This window comes from Longimicrobium sp. (genome assembly GCF_036399935.1).
In the GTDB taxonomy this organism is placed as follows: domain Bacteria; phylum Gemmatimonadota; class Gemmatimonadetes; order Longimicrobiales; family Longimicrobiaceae; genus Longimicrobium.
Genome location: NZ_DASWMD010000076.1, coordinates 57,770 through 73,092 on the forward strand (window position 1 = coordinate 57,770; position 15,323 = coordinate 73,092).

13 protein-coding genes are annotated in these 15,323 nt (G+C 70.8%); 1 reads left to right on the forward strand and 12 read right to left on the reverse strand.

Features of this window, described 5'->3' with window-relative positions:
- The 12 genes from VGB24_RS23490 to VGB24_RS23545 all read right to left on the reverse strand — a co-directional run bounded on the left by VGB24_RS23490 (position 1) and on the right by VGB24_RS23545 (position 12,977).
- Positions 1 to 864: a hypothetical protein gene (locus tag VGB24_RS23490; RefSeq protein WP_331075365.1), complete on the reverse strand. Its 864-nt coding sequence runs from the start codon at positions 862 to 864 to the stop codon at positions 1 to 3.
- Positions 861 to 1,790, reverse strand: a complete 930-nt coding sequence (locus VGB24_RS23495; protein WP_331075366.1) for an ABC transporter ATP-binding protein — start codon at positions 1,788 to 1,790, stop codon at positions 861 to 863. Before VGB24_RS23495 ends, VGB24_RS23490 begins: the two co-directional genes overlap by 4 nt.
- A complete protein-coding gene (locus VGB24_RS23500) occupies positions 1,787 to 2,182 on the reverse strand; it encodes a GntR family transcriptional regulator (protein ID WP_331075367.1) in 396 nt (131 codons plus the stop codon). The genes VGB24_RS23495 and VGB24_RS23500 overlap by 4 nt, the downstream gene beginning before the upstream one ends.
- A gap of 31 nt (positions 2,183 to 2,213) precedes the next feature.
- Entirely contained in the window at positions 2,214 to 5,798 is a 3,585-nt protein-coding gene (locus VGB24_RS23505) for a M1 family aminopeptidase (protein ID WP_331075368.1), read from the reverse strand.
- Entirely contained in the window at positions 5,795 to 6,697 is a 903-nt protein-coding gene (locus VGB24_RS23510) for an ABC transporter ATP-binding protein (protein ID WP_331075369.1), read from the reverse strand. The genes VGB24_RS23505 and VGB24_RS23510 overlap by 4 nt, the downstream gene beginning before the upstream one ends.
- Positions 6,698 to 6,862: 165 nt before the next feature.
- On the reverse strand, positions 6,863 to 7,417 hold the full coding sequence (locus VGB24_RS23515) for a hypothetical protein (RefSeq protein ID WP_331075370.1): 555 nt from the start codon (positions 7,415 to 7,417) through the stop codon (positions 6,863 to 6,865).
- 217 nt (positions 7,418 to 7,634) lie between these two features.
- Positions 7,635 to 8,186, reverse strand: a complete 552-nt coding sequence (locus tag VGB24_RS23520) for a hypothetical protein (RefSeq protein WP_331075371.1) — start codon at positions 8,184 to 8,186, stop codon at positions 7,635 to 7,637.
- 14 nt (positions 8,187 to 8,200) lie between these two features.
- Positions 8,201 to 9,733: a M20/M25/M40 family metallo-hydrolase gene (locus VGB24_RS23525; protein WP_331075372.1), complete on the reverse strand. Its 1,533-nt coding sequence runs from the start codon at positions 9,731 to 9,733 to the stop codon at positions 8,201 to 8,203.
- A gap of 70 nt (positions 9,734 to 9,803) precedes the next feature.
- The gene (locus tag VGB24_RS23530; protein ID WP_331075373.1) at positions 9,804 to 10,238 is read right to left on the reverse strand and encodes a type II toxin-antitoxin system VapC family toxin; all 435 of its coding nucleotides are present in this window, start codon (positions 10,236 to 10,238) and stop codon (positions 9,804 to 9,806) included.
- A gap of 25 nt (positions 10,239 to 10,263) precedes the next feature.
- Positions 10,264 to 10,560 (reverse strand): type II toxin-antitoxin system Phd/YefM family antitoxin, encoded by a 297-nt coding sequence (locus VGB24_RS23535; RefSeq protein ID WP_331075374.1) that lies wholly within the window; start codon positions 10,558 to 10,560, stop codon positions 10,264 to 10,266.
- A gap of 266 nt (positions 10,561 to 10,826) precedes the next feature.
- The gene (locus VGB24_RS23540; RefSeq protein WP_331075375.1) at positions 10,827 to 11,876 is read right to left on the reverse strand and encodes a L,D-transpeptidase; all 1,050 of its coding nucleotides are present in this window, start codon (positions 11,874 to 11,876) and stop codon (positions 10,827 to 10,829) included.
- Between the two features lie 117 nt (positions 11,877 to 11,993).
- Entirely contained in the window at positions 11,994 to 12,977 is a 984-nt protein-coding gene (locus VGB24_RS23545) for a quinone oxidoreductase (protein WP_331075376.1), read from the reverse strand.
- A 294-nt stretch (positions 12,978 to 13,271) separates the two neighbouring features.
- Here VGB24_RS23545 and htpG point away from each other — a divergent pair, with 294 nt between their 5' ends.
- On the forward strand, positions 13,272 to 15,272 hold the full coding sequence (htpG, locus tag VGB24_RS23550; RefSeq protein ID WP_331075377.1) for a molecular chaperone HtpG: 2,001 nt from the start codon (positions 13,272 to 13,274) through the stop codon (positions 15,270 to 15,272).
- Positions 15,273 to 15,323 lie beyond the last annotated feature (51 nt).

A 15,323-nucleotide genomic window follows, 5' to 3' on the forward strand; every position in this document is an offset into this window, starting at 1 on the left:
TCAGCGCTCCTGGTAGCGGCGCGCGGCCAGCACCGTGGCCGCCAGCCCCGCGCCCATCCACAGCAGCGTGGCCCGGGCCCACGCGCCCAGGTTGGGCTGGTCGTTCAACACGCCGGGGCCGGTATCGAAGCGGTGAACGACGCCGGTGACCTCCGTCACGATCCCGTACGGGTTCGTGACCAGGTGCACGAACAGGCTGTCGGCCGTGTGTTCCGCCGCGCCCCCGGTGCTTTCCAACAGGCCGATGGCCACGAAGAACGCGAACCCGGCGCCCGCCACCACACGAAGCGGATGGTCCGCCAGCAGCGCCAGGATGCTGCCCAGCAGGTACGTGGTGGTGGCCGCCGTGAACGGCACCAGCCACAGCCACGGGTGCCCGGACAGGGTCAGGTCGCGGATGCGCGCGTCCGGCGGCAGGGTGGGCCTGAGCGCCGCCTCCCACTCGGGGTTGATGGTGATGTTGCCGTCCGTGACCAGCGCCACCGTCATCGCCCACAGGACGTACGCGGCCACCAGCCCCATCAGCATCGTCCAGCCGCTGGCCACCTTCGCCAGCGTGTGGCGGGCGCGCTCTACCGGCAGGCTCCACAGGTAGGCGCGGCGCGACGGCTCGTCGTGCTTCCACACCGCCAGCGGCGCGAAGAGGCCCAGGATCACCACCGGCCACGTCATGTCCGACACGTCGTAGTCGGCGCCGCCCGCCCCCTGGGGCTGGACCGTCGCCATCAGCACCAGCAGCCCCAGCAGCAGCGCGAGCACCGCGCCCACCTCCAGCCGCACCGACTGGCCCACGGCGCGCAGGGCCTCGCGCGCCACCACGCCCCGGGCGGGCACGGGGTGCAGCGTTTCGGCCGCGCCGCTCATGCCCGTTCCCTGCGGCTGAGGAGGGCGATGGCGGCGTCGGCCAGGGTGAGCGGGGCGGCGTCGCGCACGGTGGCGCCGGCGCTGGTGAGCTGCTGCACCACCTCGCGCTCCTCGCCCCAGATGCTCCACTGGATCTCGCGTCCGAAGCTGCCCTTGCGCAGCACCGCGCCGTTCAGCGCCGCGGGGCCCGCCCAGCCGTCGGGCACCTCGGCGCGGTAGCGGCGCAGCTTGCGGTGAAGCTCGTCGCGCGGCACCTGCATCATCAGCTTGCCGTCGCGCATCACCCCCACGTGGTCGGCCAGGCGGTCGACGTCGTGCACCTGGTGCGTGCTGATGACCACCGTCGTCGGGGTCTCGGTGATGTGGTCCATCAGCAGCCCCAGCGTTTCGTCGAGCATCACCGGGTCCAGCCCGTCGGTGGGCTCGTCGAGCACCAGCAGACGGGGGCGGTGCGCCAGCGCCATCGTCAGGTGCACGCGGCGCCCCTGGCCCTTGGACAGGCTGCCGAACTTGCGGTCCATCTTCAGCCCGAAGACCTCCGCCAGCCGCGCGGCGTACTCCGCATCCCAGGTGGGGTAGAAGGTGGCGTGGTGCTGCAGCAGGCGGCCCACCCGCATCCACCCGTAACCCCAGTCGTGGCGCTCGGGAACGTAGCCGATCTGCGCCCGCACCTCGGGGCCGCGGACGCGCGGGTCCAGCCCGAACACCTCGGCGGTTCCCTCGTCGGTGCGCACCAGGTCCATCAGCACCTTGAAGGTGGTGCTCTTGCCGGCGCCGTTGGGGCCCACCAGCACGTACACGGCGCCCTCGGGCACCTGCAGGTTCACGCCGTCGAGGGCGGTCTCGCGCCCGAAGCGCTTGGCCAGGCCCTGGGTGCGTACGGCCAGGGACCCGGTGGAAAGGTCGGTGGGAAGCACGGGGCTCATGGTTGTTCTGCCAGGGTGTGAGGGTCGCGCGACCGGGCGGCATCGCGGATGGCGTCGATCAGTTCTTCGGCGCTCACGCCGTTGCGGTGGGCCTCCACCAGCGCCCGCTCGGCCACGCCGGCGGCCAGGGCGCGGCGCTCGGTGCCGTTCGTCCCCGCCGCCGCCACGAAGGTGCCCTGGCCGCGGCGCACGTAGGCCACGCCCGCGCGCTCCAGCTCGCGGTAGGCCTGGGCCACGGTGTTGGGGTTCACGCGCAGGTCCGAGGCGAGCTGCCGCACGGACGGAAGCGGGTCTTCGGGACGGAGCGTCCCCAGTACGATCGCGCGCCGCACCTCGTCCATGATCTGGACGTAGATGGGCCGCGGGTCGGCGGTGTTGATGGCTAGCTGCATCGGGCTCCCTGTTGAGCTGCCCTACGGTGATCTACGGGGCGATGGCGACGGTGGCCATCCGGGCGTCCAGCTCTTCCTTTTCCTTCGTGAGCAGCAGGTAGCGCGGGTCCACGCCCGCCAGGGCGGGCCGTCCGGGCACCGTGACGGTCACGGTGTGCCGTCCGCCCGCCAGCCGGTGCTTCCTCAGGTACAGCGCGGGGCCCCGGCCGTCGTCGCCCTCGGCGAACACGCCGATCTCCACCAGGTCGTTCATGGGCACGGGGGTGTCGTTGCCCAGGCTGTCGGCGCGCACCTTGGCCACGTCGAGCTGGAAGGTCACGCGGTAGCGGCCGCCGCCCACCGGCACCGCGCGCGCCTTGCCGGCCCGCACGTCCCACAGGGTGATGTGCCGCACCAGGTCGTCCAGCAGGTACTTCACGCTGTCCGGCGTCACCGCGTCCAGTTCGCGGTACAGGTCCAGCGTGGTGGGATACGGCGGGCCGGTGTAGGCGTGGGATTCTACGAGGCGCCGCAGCGCTGCGTTCACCCGCGCCTCGCCCACGTACTCGCGCAGGGCGTACATCACCACGGCGCCCTTGCGGTAGTGAAGGTAGTCGTGGTCGCCGGAAAGCAGCAGCGGCACCTCGGGGTTCTGGTGGTCGCCGCGGCGGTTGAGATACTCGATCTGCATCGCCTCCAGGAAGCCGCGCAGGTGCTCGGGGCCGTGCGCCTGCTCCAGCACCATCATGGCGCCGTACTGCGCCAGCGTCTCGGCCAGCACCTGCGACCCCTGCACGTCGGCCCCCATCACCTGGTGGCCCCACCACTGGTGCCCCACCTCGTGCGCCGTCACCATCATCGGCGCGTCCACCTCCCCCGCCCCGTGGTTCACCCGGCCCAGCATGCTGCTGCTCTCCGAGTAGACGATCATCCCCGGGTACGCGCGGGCGAACTGCTGGTAGCGCGGGAATTCGACGAGGCGCAGCTGCCCGTGCCGGTAGGGGCCGAAGCTCCGGCTGTAGTACTCCAGCGACGCCCGCGCCGCGCGGGCCAGCGCCGGGACGTTGAAGGCGTGGTCCGGGTGGTGGAGCACCTCGATCTCCACCCCGTTCCACTCCGTCCGGTGCACGGCGTAGTTGGAGGAAAGGATGGCGTAGAAGTTCAGGATGGGGGCCTGCGCCTGGTAGTGGAAGTAGCGCCGCCCGCCGCGCGTCCACGTGCGCTTCAACTCCCCGGGGGCCACCGCCGTCTCATCCCCCGCCGTGCCGATCACCGCCTCGAAGGCGATCCAGTCCGCGTCCGACGCCACGCGGGGGATGTTCCGCGCCGCCTGGTCGTGGATGGAAAGCCGGTGATCGCGCCGGGGCAGCCCCAGCGCGCGGCGTTCGGCGTTGACGGTGACCTCGAAGTCGCGCTGGTAGCCGATGGAGGGGAGCCAGCGATTGCCGATGAAGGTGCCGTTCCTGACCACGGCCGTGCGGGCCCGGTCGTTGGTGAACCCGCGCGATGCGTGCTCCACGGCGAAGTCCAGCCGCAGCGAGTCGCCCGGCTGCAGCGGACGGTCCAGCGTGTAGATCCAGTACCCCCGCTCGTGGTCCGCCAGCGCCCGGCGCGCAGGCCGGCTGAACTGGAGCGTGCGGACCTGGACCGGGGGAAGCACGCTCAGGTGCACCGAGTCGATCGCCTGGTCCGTGCGGTTCACCAGCCGGTAGGTGCCGCGCAGCTCCGCCCGGCGCTGCGCGGGATGAATCTCCACGTGCAGGTGCACCCCCGCCACCCAGGGCTGCGCCGCGGGCTCGTACCGCTTGTACCGCCGCTCGTACTCCGCCTGCATCCTGCCGCGGGCGTCCTTCGGCTGGTACTCGTTCAGCACGTTGGTGTTGTAGAACACGAAGCCGCCCAGGCCCACGATCTGCACCACGGCCACCGCGGCGGCGGCGAGCGCCGGGCGGTTCAGGCGAATGCGGGCCTGCCGGATGCGCCGCGAGGCCCCGCGCTCCGTCCCCCGCACCCAGAACAGGCTGGCGGCCACGGCCATCAGCAGCGCCCACCCGGCCCAGTACAGCTTGAACCACACGACGGGCGCCAGGAACGGCCCGAAGCCCGCCATGTCGGAGTACGTCCATCCCGGGTCGGCGCCGTACACCAGCAGGTTGTGCTCGATGCCCAGCCTGCCGGCGAACAGCGTGGCGGCCAGGAAGAGGGCGACGACGAAGTGGCCCATGTACTTGTGGTTCACCAGCGCGTGCACCAGCAGGGCGACGGCGGCCAGCAGCAGGTAGTCCGCCATCCCCAGCCCGAACAGCACCCGCGCGTACAGCCCCGGCTCGAAGCGGTAGTAGCCCTGCAGGGCCTGCAGCGCCATCCCCGCCCCCATCAGCACGGCCTGGATGGCGGCCAGCATCAGCGCCAGCGCCAGGAACTTGCCCGCGTACGGCACCCAGTCGGGCACCGGCGTAGCGTCGCTGATCTCGTGCACCCGCGCGTCGCGCTCGCGCCACACCAGCTCGCCCGCGTAGAAGGCGGTGAGCAGCGAAACGATGATCTCCACGAACTGGCTGCCCAGGAAGGTGGCCGTGTACTGCGTCAGCGGCCACGCGGGCACGCCGAAGCGGTCGTCGGCCATCACCTCGCCGCCGGCCAGCAGCACGAACGCCACGAGGCCCGCGACGACGAACAGGAAGTCGCGGCTCACCAGCACCTCGCGGAACGAGCGCCCCGCGATGGCCCTCACCTGCCCGAGCTGCGGGCCGAAGCCGAACACCCGCGGCGCCGGCCCGGCGGCCGGCGCGCCGCGATCCACCGTCTCCGGGACGTCGGCGGCCGGGCGGCGGCGTTCGGCGGCGGCGTGGTGGGCAAAGCGGAAGCGGGCGAAGGACATCGCCAGCACCGCGGCGCCGAGGCCCATCCAGAACAGCCGGTTCCACAGCAGCTGGCCCTGCAGACGCAGCCCCAGCGCGTTCTTTTCCACGGGCGTCCAGTCCGACGCCATGTCGAACACGGCCATCATCCCCGACGGGTCCAGCAGGGACGCCATGGGGGAGTGCTGCATCCCGTCGATCATGTACATCGCCAGCGCGTAGCCCGCGAACAGGCCGATGGCACCCAGGTAGCCGGGAAACGAGCGCCGGCTGAGCGCCGCAATGCCGAACAGCACCGAGGCGTTGATCAGCAGGTTGGGAAGCAGGAAGATCAGGTAGGTGGAGACGTACGCATCCAGCCGAAAGGGTCCGACGCGCGCCGGGTCCGCGTACGGCATCACCGCGGAAAGCCACAGGCTCAGGGGCACCGCCAGCAGCAGCGCGGCGTTGACGGCAAAGGCGCCCAGGAAGCGGCCGCCCAGGTATTCCATCTTGCTGATGGGCGCCGCGTAGAACAGCGGGTGCATTCCCGTCTGCACGTCGCGGTTGGCCGCGTCGCCGAAGAGGGCGGCAGTCACCAGGATGCCCAGGAAGCCCAGCAGCACCGTTCCGCCGGCCACGTTCAGCGGCGCGTTGAAGAAGGTGGTGCTGGCCGGGTCGCTGTCCACCGTGGACAGGGTGCCGATGACCACCAGCACCGCCAGGTACACCCCGGTGGACGGGCGGCGAAGGGCGCGCGTGACCTCCCAGCGGAAGATCTCGCCGAAGCAGCTCACGCGGCCACCTCCACGGGGCGTGCGGACCGGCCGTGCCCGCCCATCGCGGCGAAGTACACGTCCTTCAGGTCCGGCTCCACCGCCTCGAACTCCGCGCCCGGCGAGCCGTCACTGTAGACGTGGGCGATGGTGCGCCCCGCCAGCAGCCGGGTGGAGATCACCGCGTGCTCCCGCTCCAGCGCCGGGAGCTCGCTCCGCGGCACGGTGCGGCTCCAGATCCGCCCCTCGACGTCGGCGATGGCCCGCAGCGGCTCCGCCTCCAGCAGGATCCTCCCCTGGTCGATGATGGCCATGCAGCTGCACAACTCGCTGACGTCTTCCACGATGTGCGTGGACAGGATCACCACGCTGTTCTCGCCCAACTCGCTCAGCAGGTTCAGGAAGCGGACGCGCTCCGCCGGGTCCAGCCCCGCCGTGGGCTCGTCGACGATGATCAGCCGCGGATTTCCCAGCAGCGCCACGGCGATCCCGAAGCGCTGCCGCATCCCCCCCGAGTAGCCGCCCAGGTGCTTCTTGCGAACCTCCCACAGGTTGGTTTGCCGCAGCAGCCCCTCTACCGCCGCCCTGCGCGCCTTGCGGTCGGCGATGCCCTTGAGCACGGCGAAGTGGTCCAGCAGGTCCTCGGCGTTCACCTTGGGATACACGCCGAACTCCTGCGGCAGGTACCCCAGCGTGCGGCGCAGCTCGTCGCGCTGGCGCACCACGTCGATCTCGCCCAGGCGGATGGTGCCCGTGTCCGGCTCCTGCAGGGTGGCCAGCGTACGCATGAGCGTCGACTTGCCGGCGCCATTGGGGCCCAGCAGGCCGTACATGCCCATGGGGATGGTCAGCGTCACGTGCTTCAGCGCCTGGACGCCGTTCGCGTAGGTCTTGGAAACGTCGCGGATCTGCAGTTCCATGGAGACGTGCCGCGGGGTCGTGGTGGCGGGCGGGTGCGGGTGGCGGGGGCTGGTCGAGAGAACGCCCGTGCCCCAGCGTACTAGCATGCTAGTACACTAATGCGCCGCGGGAACGTCGTCAAGAGTTTCGCGGGGGGATGCGACGAGCCCCGCCGGAGAGCGGGGCTACGGGATGACGAGCGAGATGCCGATGCCCATTCGGCCATCGGGGGCTGGCGCCAGGCCGACGCGGTAGCCGTCGTGGCGCACGGGCTCCCAGTCCCGGGTCCCGATCACCAGCCCCACCAGTCCGCCCGGGACCGCGAAACAGATCGCGCCCAGGCCCAAGCCGAGAGCGCCGAACTGCGCGTGCTGTGATCGATCGCAGTTGTCGCACTGCGCGGTGATCAGCGCCGCACCAATCACCCCGCCCACCCCAGCGCCGATGCCGGCACCCTTCAGCATGCCGCGCACGCGGTTGCGGCCCGCCGCCACCTCGGCCCGCGTGATGCCGGCGATCGGAACCGCGATCATCCTCGACCCGCTCCGGACGAACACGGTGTCGCCCACCACCTCGCCGATGCGCCCCTGGATGCGGCGCGGCCGAAGCTCCGGTCCCCGCAGCCGCACCACCGAGTTCTGCGGAAGCGCATCCAGCGCCCGCGCCATGTCCTGCGCCTTCGTCGGACGGGGCAGGACGGCGGCCAGGAGGAGCAGGGCGAACGCGAAGTGCCTGGTCATGAGTGTGGTCCCGTTCAGCGGGGCATGGTCATGCCGGCGGCGATGGACTCGATGCCGTCCCACAGCTTCCGCAGCCCCAGGTTCTCGTCTTCGGCGTGGTTCACGATGGGCCGTGATGGTGCGCGTGCCCGGCACCGCCTCGCGGATCGCCATGCGGCTGCACAGCTCGGCCACGTCTTCCACGATGTGCGTGGACAGGATCACCACGCGGTTCTCGCTACGGGATGGCGAGCGAGACGCCGATTCCCGTTCGGCCTTCCGCGGCCTGCACCAGGCCGACACGGTAGCCGTCGTGTCGCACGGGCTCCCAGTTCTGCCCGCCGACCGCCAGCCCCACCAAGCCGGTGGGGATCGCGAAGTAGATCGCGCCGATGACCAAGCCGGCGGCGGTTATCTGGACGCTCTCTGATCCGCTGCAGCTGTAGCACGCGGCGGCCATCACCACGGCACCGATCACCCCGCCCACGCCGGCGCCGATGCGGGCGCCGTGCAGCATGCCGCGCACGCGGTCGCGGCCCGCGGCCACCTCGGCCCGCGTGATGCCGGCAATGGGCACCGCGACCATCCTGGACCCGCGCCGGATGAACACCGTGTCGCCCACGACGTCGCCGATAGGCCCCTGGACACGGCGAAGCTCCGGCCCCCGCAGCCGCACCACCGAGTTCTGCGGAAGCGCATCCAGCGCCCGCGCCATCTCCTGCGCCATGGCGGGACGCGGCAGGACAGAGGCGACGAGGAGGAGCAGGGCGAAAGCGAGGTGCCTGGACATGTGTGTGGTCCCGTTCAGCGGCGCATGGTCATCACGGCGGCGATGGATTCGATGCCGTCCCACAGGTTCTGCAGCCGCAGGTTCTCGTCCTCGGCGTGCTGGTTGTTGTCGTGGTTCACGATGGGCAGCGTGATGGTGCGCGTACCCGGCAGCGCCTCGCTGAGCAGGGAAAGCGGCAGGCTGCCGCCCAGCGTGGGCACGGCGTACACCGGGTCGCCCGTGGTGGACTGCACGGCGCGGAGCACGGCGCGGGAGATGGGCAGGTCCATGGGGGTGCGCTCGGCGTTGTAGCCGCCCGGCTTCACGATCACCCGCGCGATCCGGGCGTGCGACCGCCGCTCGTCCGCCGTGGGCGCGCGGTCGAGCACCAGGTAGCCCTGCGCCCGGATGAAGTCCGCCAGCCGCTGCGCCTGCCGCCGATGGTCGTTGCCGCGGACCAGGCGCAGGTCCAGCACGGCCGTCGCCTCGGTGGGGATCACGTTGCGCGCGCCCGCGGCAATGCCGCCGCTCTCGAAGCCGTTCACGTTCAGCGACGGCTGGGCGATCAGCTCCGTCAGGGTGCGGCCCGCGCCCTCCGGCGCGGCGATCCCCAGTTCCGCCCGCAGCTGCCGGTCGTACGCGGGAAGGGCGCGCATGGCCTGCGTTTCCACCGGCCCGAGCGGCTCCACGTCGTCGTACCAGCCGGGAATGAGCACGCGGCCGTCGTCGTTCTTCATGGCGGCCAGCAGCTGGGCCAGGCGCATGGCGGGGTTGGGCGCCCAGTTGCCGTAGTGCCCGGAGTGGAGCGGGCGGACGGGCCCGTACACCGTCACCTCCACGTTCACGTCGCCGCGCACGCCGAACACCACCTGCTTGTTGCCGTTCTGGTGCACCGGCCCGTCGACGATGATCCACGCGTCCGCGCCGAGCACCCCGGCATGCCGAGAGAGGATGCTGGTCAGGTGCGGCGAGCCCGCTTCTTCCTCGCCCTCGAAGAAGATCTTCAGGTTGGAGGTCGGCGTGGCCCCGGACGCCCGCAGCGCGTCCACCGCCGACAGGATGGCCATCACCCCGGCCTTGTCGTCGGACGATGAGCGCGCGTACAGGCGCCACTCGGGATCGATCGGGCTGCCGGCAGTGGGCATGGGCACGGGGCGGCCGCCCCGGTCCGCGCGCGCCGTCAGCAGCGCCGGGCGCCATGGATGCGTGACCGTCCACTTGCTGCTGTCGGTGGGCTGCCCGTCGTAGTGCGCGTACAGCACCAGGGTGCGCGTGGCGCCCGGCACCGTCCATTCGCCGTATACCGACGGAGGAGCCGTGGAGTCCGCCGCCTCCATCAGGCGCGGACGCAGCCCCCGGCGCTCCATCATCGCCATGATGTGCGCGGCGTTGCGGCGGATGTTCGCGCGGTCGCTCGCCACGTTGGGAATGGCGAGCAGGTCCACGTACTCGCGGAGGATGGCGTGCTCGTGGGCGCGGGTCCACTCGCGGACCGGCGTCGTCTGCGCGGCCGCTGGCCTGGCGAGGGCGAGCGAGAGAGCGGCGGCGAGGGAAACGCGGCGCATCATCGGCATGAACGCGGCTGGGAGCGTGTGCGAATGGCGAATGGTCGTGCGAAGAGCCGCGGGTTCACCCGGCTCACGTGCGCGTGTCGTATGCCCGCACGTGGCCCTGGCGCGCAAAGTGGAGAATCTCTTCGTCCGACGTAAGCAGAACGGCGTTCAACAGCCGCGCGCATGTGACGATGAAGCGGTCGTTGGGGTCGCGATGCTCCTGGCCATCACGCGCACGGACCCATCTGGGCAGGCGCGTGCTGTCCATTGCGATTCGCGATCCGATCGCGAGGACACGTACACCCGGGTACTGCCGCTGGTCGCGGACCCATTCGTCCAGGCTCCCCGACACGAGCGCCTGGCCGCGTTCAGCTTTGAGAGCCACCTCCCACACCGACGCCGCGGAGACGAACAGCCTCCGTCCGCGGGCAGCGGCTTCGACCAGCGGCAGAACGTCCGCCGGAAGCTTGCCTGGTCCCCCGGCCTCGCCACTGGCCCAAAGCCACACGTGCGTGTCCATCAGCAGGCGGTCGGAAGCCGCGAGGCTAGAGGTCAGCATCGACCTCCCAGTCGTCACCGACCGGAGCAAGCAGATCTTGGTCGGAGACATGGATCACCCCGCGCGAACGGCCCACGAACGGCCGCAGCTCTCCAGTGACCGGGACCAGCTTGGCCACCGGCCGGTTGCGCTTGGTGATCACGATCTCCACGCCCGTCTCGTTCACCTCGTCCATCAGCTTGAGGCAGGCGGGCTTGAACTCACCCGCGCCAATGATTCGATGTCCGGGGAATCGATCGGCTGAAACACGCCCTTTACCGCGGCTTCCATCTATCCGCTTCATTTGCTGTGTGCCTCCGGCGAAGAGTTTGCGACCTATGAATATGGTCATATCTCCGATGGGCGGCAACCGCTTTTTTTGTCGCCTCTCTCGGATGCAGGCCGTGGGTGCACGTGCGGTTGAAGCCTCCGGCGGTTTGGAGGCTTTCCGCTGTTGTTGCGGCGGGTTCACCCGCTCACGCCCACGGCCGAGCACAAAACCAAGAGGACGCAAAAGACCGTGGTCCCTTGCGTCCTCAATCCTTTCGCTCCCGCGCGAACAAACGCTCGTCAGGGTTCGTCGTCGGCCTCGGCCACCGGGGCGGCGGCGCTGTCCGCCGGTGCGGCGGGGTCCTGGGCGGCCGGGGCAGGCTCGGAGGTGTTCGCTAGCTGCGTCGCGGCGCCCACCGTGGGCGTGCCCAGCAGCGCGGGCCCGCTCTCGGCGGCGGGGCGCGGCGGCTCGGGGCGCAGGTGGGGGATGTCGGCGAGCGCGAACGAGGCGCCGCCCCGGGCAGCACCCTGCCGCAGCCGCGCCATCGCGAGGGACGGCACCTGCGCGGTATCCATCCCCGCGCGCGCCAGCTCGCGCTTCACCGCCGCGGCGAACGTAACGTCCCTGCCGTACACGTTGGGGTACACGTGCAGCCGGTCGCCCCGCAGGCTCGCCACCTGGTAGGTGACGCGCATGCGGATGGACCGCGCCATCACCGTGTGCCGCTCGTTCTTCCCCGGCCGGGCCAGCCGCTCCAGTTCCGCGCTGTCCACGCCGGGCGCGGCGATGCGGTGAAGGCGCTTGGCCAGGTCTACCACGTCGGCATTCGACATCCGGATGCACCCGTGCGAGGCCGGCGCGCCCAGCCGCCCCTCGGAGGTGGTGCCGTGGATGTAGATCAGCTCATCCATGTGCAGCTTTACGCGGCCCATGGGGTTGCGCGGGCCCGGCGGCTCCGGCTTGCGGTTCCGGGCCCATCCGCTGCCCGGCGGCGGGTTCCACCACGGGTTCCAGATCACCGTCGCCAGCAGGTATTCCCCCACGGGCGTGGCATATCTCGCCGATCCCACGGAGACCGGGTAGGTCTGCACCACGCTCCCCGCCTCCCACAGCTCCAGCCGTCCGCTGGGGATGTTCACCACCACCTCCACGTCCGGCACGATCTCCCGCTTCGGCTTGGCGGGGACGGTGTCGGCGGCGGCGCTGTCGCCGCGCTCGATGCCCGGGACGGCGCTCGGGCGCAGTCCGTTGACGGCGGTCTCGGCGGCGGCATCACAGCCGGAAAGGCCTATCGACAGCGAGGCTGTGGAGAGGAGAAGCAGGCCCAGGGAGCGAGCGCGGGACCACATGGGAAGAGCGCCTTCAGGGGAGGTACGCGCGGGCGCCGATCGGTGCCCGCACACAAATAAACATCCAACGCGCCCACGATACAAGCGGCATGCCGTTCCAGCAGGAACCCGGGCCTTCTACTCTGCCCCTCCGCCGACGCGCAAAAGCACCTTCCCCGTGGTCCGCCGTCCCTCCAAGGCGCGGTGCGCCCCCGCCGCGTCGGCCAGCGCGAACTCAGCACCCACGCGGACGTCCAGCTCGCCCGCCGCGATCCACGAGAACAGTTCGCCCGCGCGCCAAAGAAGCTCGTCGCGGGTGGCCACGTAGTGCCCCAGCGTGGGGCGCGTGAGGAACAGCGAGCCCTTCTGGTTCAGCAGCTGGGGGTCCACGGGCGGTACCGGGCCGCTGGACTGGCCGAAGAGCACCATCATCCCTCGCGGCGCCAGCACGTCGAGCCCGGCGAGGAAGGTGGTCTGCCCCACGGAGTCGTAGACCACCTGCACGCCACGCCCGTCCGTCAGCCGCCTCACCTCGCCGGCGAAGTCCTGCCGTGTGTAGACGATCACCTCGTCGGCGCCCGCCGCGCGCGCCAGTTCCGCCTTCTCGTCGCTCCCCGCCGTGCCGATGACGATGGCGCCGCGGCGCTTGGCGATCTGCGTAAGCAGCAGCCCCACGCCACCCGCCGCCGCATGGACCACGCAGACATCGCCTTCGCGCAGGGGGCAGGTGGATGCGGCCAGGTAGTGCGCCGTCATCCCCTGCAGCATCACCGCGGCGCCCAGCCGCGCGCTGACGCCGTCGGGAAGCGGCACCAGCTTGGCGGCGGGCACCACGGCGAACTCGGCGTACGCGCCCATGTGGCCCGCCCACGCCACGCGGTCGCCCACGCTCACCTCCGCCGCGGCCTCGCCCACGGCCACCACCGTCCCGGCGCCCTCCTCGCCCAGCGTGGCGGGGAGCGGCACGGTGTACAGCCCGGTGCGCTTGTAGACGTCAATGAAGTTCACCCCCGCGGCCTCCAGGCGCACCAGCGCCTCCCCCGGCCCGGGCTGGGGAACGGGCACCTGCTCCACGAGCAACGCGTCGGCGGCGCCGGGCTGGTGAAGGCGGATGGCTTTCATCGTGATGAGACGTGAGGAAAGTGGAAAAGCAGAGGCCGCCCCAGAAGGCGGCCTCGCGACCGGCCGCCAAGGCGGTCCGGGGGATTCTTGCCCTCCAGCGTAATGACCGAGCGGTTCCCAGTCAAGCCCGGCTGACGGCGCGCAGTTCGTGCTGATCGGGGGATTCACCGCATCCCGCCACTTGTTGCACCCGCCGCCGGTTCACTAAATTCCCGGGCTGTCCGCGGGCTTGATGACGCCCGCGGAACGTCATCGACATACACATCATCCGAACGCAGCCCACAGGAGGATAGCGTGCCCGAGCAGGCCCAGCAGTTCGCCTTCCAGGCCGAGGTGCAGCGGCTCCTCGACCTGGTGATCCACTCGCTGTACACCGACAAGGAGATCTTCCTTCGCGAGCTGGTGTCCAACGCGTCCGACGCCATCGACCGGCTCCGGTTCGAGGCGCTCACCAATTCCGAGCTCCTCCCCGAAGGGCACGAGCCCCAGATTCGCCTGGTGCCCGACAAGGAGAACCGCACCCTCACCATCGAGGACGACGGCATCGGCATGACGCGCGACGAGGTGGTGCGGAACATCGGCACCATCGCCCGCTCGGGCACGCGCGAGGCGCTGGAGCAGCTCAAGGAGCAGGACGGCGCCGCCAACCTCATCGGCCAGTTCGGCGTGGGCTTCTACTCGTCGTTCATGGTGGCCCATCGCGTGGAGCTGGTGACGCGCAAGGCCGGAACGGACGAGGCCGTGCGCTGGGAGTCGGCGGGAGACGGCTCGTTCACCGTCACCGAGGCCGAGCGCGACCGGCCCGGCACCACCATCACGCTTCACCTGAAGGCGGTGGACAGCGAGAACGGCATCGAGGACTACGCCGACCGCTGGGTGCTTTCGCGCATCGTCCGCCAGCATGCGGACTTCATCACCTATCCCATCATCCTGCCGGCCGAAAAGCCGGAAGAGGTGCCCGAGGGTGAGACGCCGGAGCCGGAAAAGCCGCTCAACTCCATGAAGCCCATCTGGTCGCGCCCCCCGGCGGAGGTGACCCAGGAGGAGTACGCGGACTTCTACAAGCAGATTTCGCACGACTGGTCGGAGCCGCTGGAAACCATCCACACCCGCGCCGAGGGGCTGGTGGAGTACCAGGCCGTGCTCTTCCTGCCGTCGCGCGCCGCCACCGACATGTACTACCCCGGGTTCAAGCCCAACCTGCGGCTGTACGTCAAGCGGATGCTGGTGCGCGAGAACAGCGAGGAGCTGCTGCCGCGCTGGCTGCGCTGGGTGCGCGGCGCCGTCGACTCGCCCGACCTGCCGCTGAACGTGTCGCGCGAGATGCTGCAGAGCGACCGGCACGTCCGGCAGATCCGCCGCGCGCTCACCAGGAAGGTGCTCGACACGCTCAAGAAGATGCTCGAGAACGAGCGCGCGAAGTACGAGACCTTCTGGCGCGAGCTGGGGCGGGCGGTCAAGGAGGGCGTGGACAGCGACTACGAGAACCGCGACACGCTGCTGGGACTGCTGCTTCTGGGCTCGTCGCGCGAGGCCGAGGCGCTGACCACGCTCAAGGAGTACGTGGAGCGCATGCCCGAGGGCCAGGCGGACATCTGGTACCTGACGGGCACCTCGCGCGAGCAGATCGAGAACTCGCCCGCGCTGGAAACCTTCCGCGACCGCGGCTGGGAGGTGCTGTACCTGACCGACCCCGTCGACGAGCTGGTGGTGCAGTCGGTGACGGAGTACGAGGGCAAGCGCCTGCGCTCGGCCGGCAAGGGCGCGGTGGAGCTGGAGGCGGGCGAAAAGAAGGAAGAGGGCGAGGAGCAGAAGAAGGAGTTCGAGCCCTTCCTGGGCACCCTGCAGAAGCGCCTGGAGAAGTGGGTGAAGGAAGTCCGGCTTTCCGGCCGCCTGACCAAGTCGCCCGCCGTGCTCGTCGTCTCGGACCACGACTACTCGCCGCAGCTGGAGCGGCTGCTTTCGCAGGGCCGCGACGGAGTGCGCCAGCGCCGCATCCTGGAGCTGAACGCGGGGCACCCGCTGGTGCAGGGGCTGCGCCGCCGCTTCGACGCCGACCCCAACGACGCGGTGGTGGGCGACTACGGCGAGCTGCTGCTGGGATGGTCGCTCCTGGCCGAGGGGAGCGAGCCGCACGACCCCGTCCGCTTCACCCAGCTCGTCGCCGGGCTGATGGAAACGGGGCTGGACGCGGCCCCGGCCGCCCCGGGCGCCACGCCCGAAGCATCGGCGGACGAGCCGGCGGAAGCGTCCGCCTCGGAATCCCCGGAGGAGACGACGACGCCCACGGGCTGAGCCGTAGCCGGGCACGAATCGTCTCGAACACCCAGGGCCCTCCCGACGGGA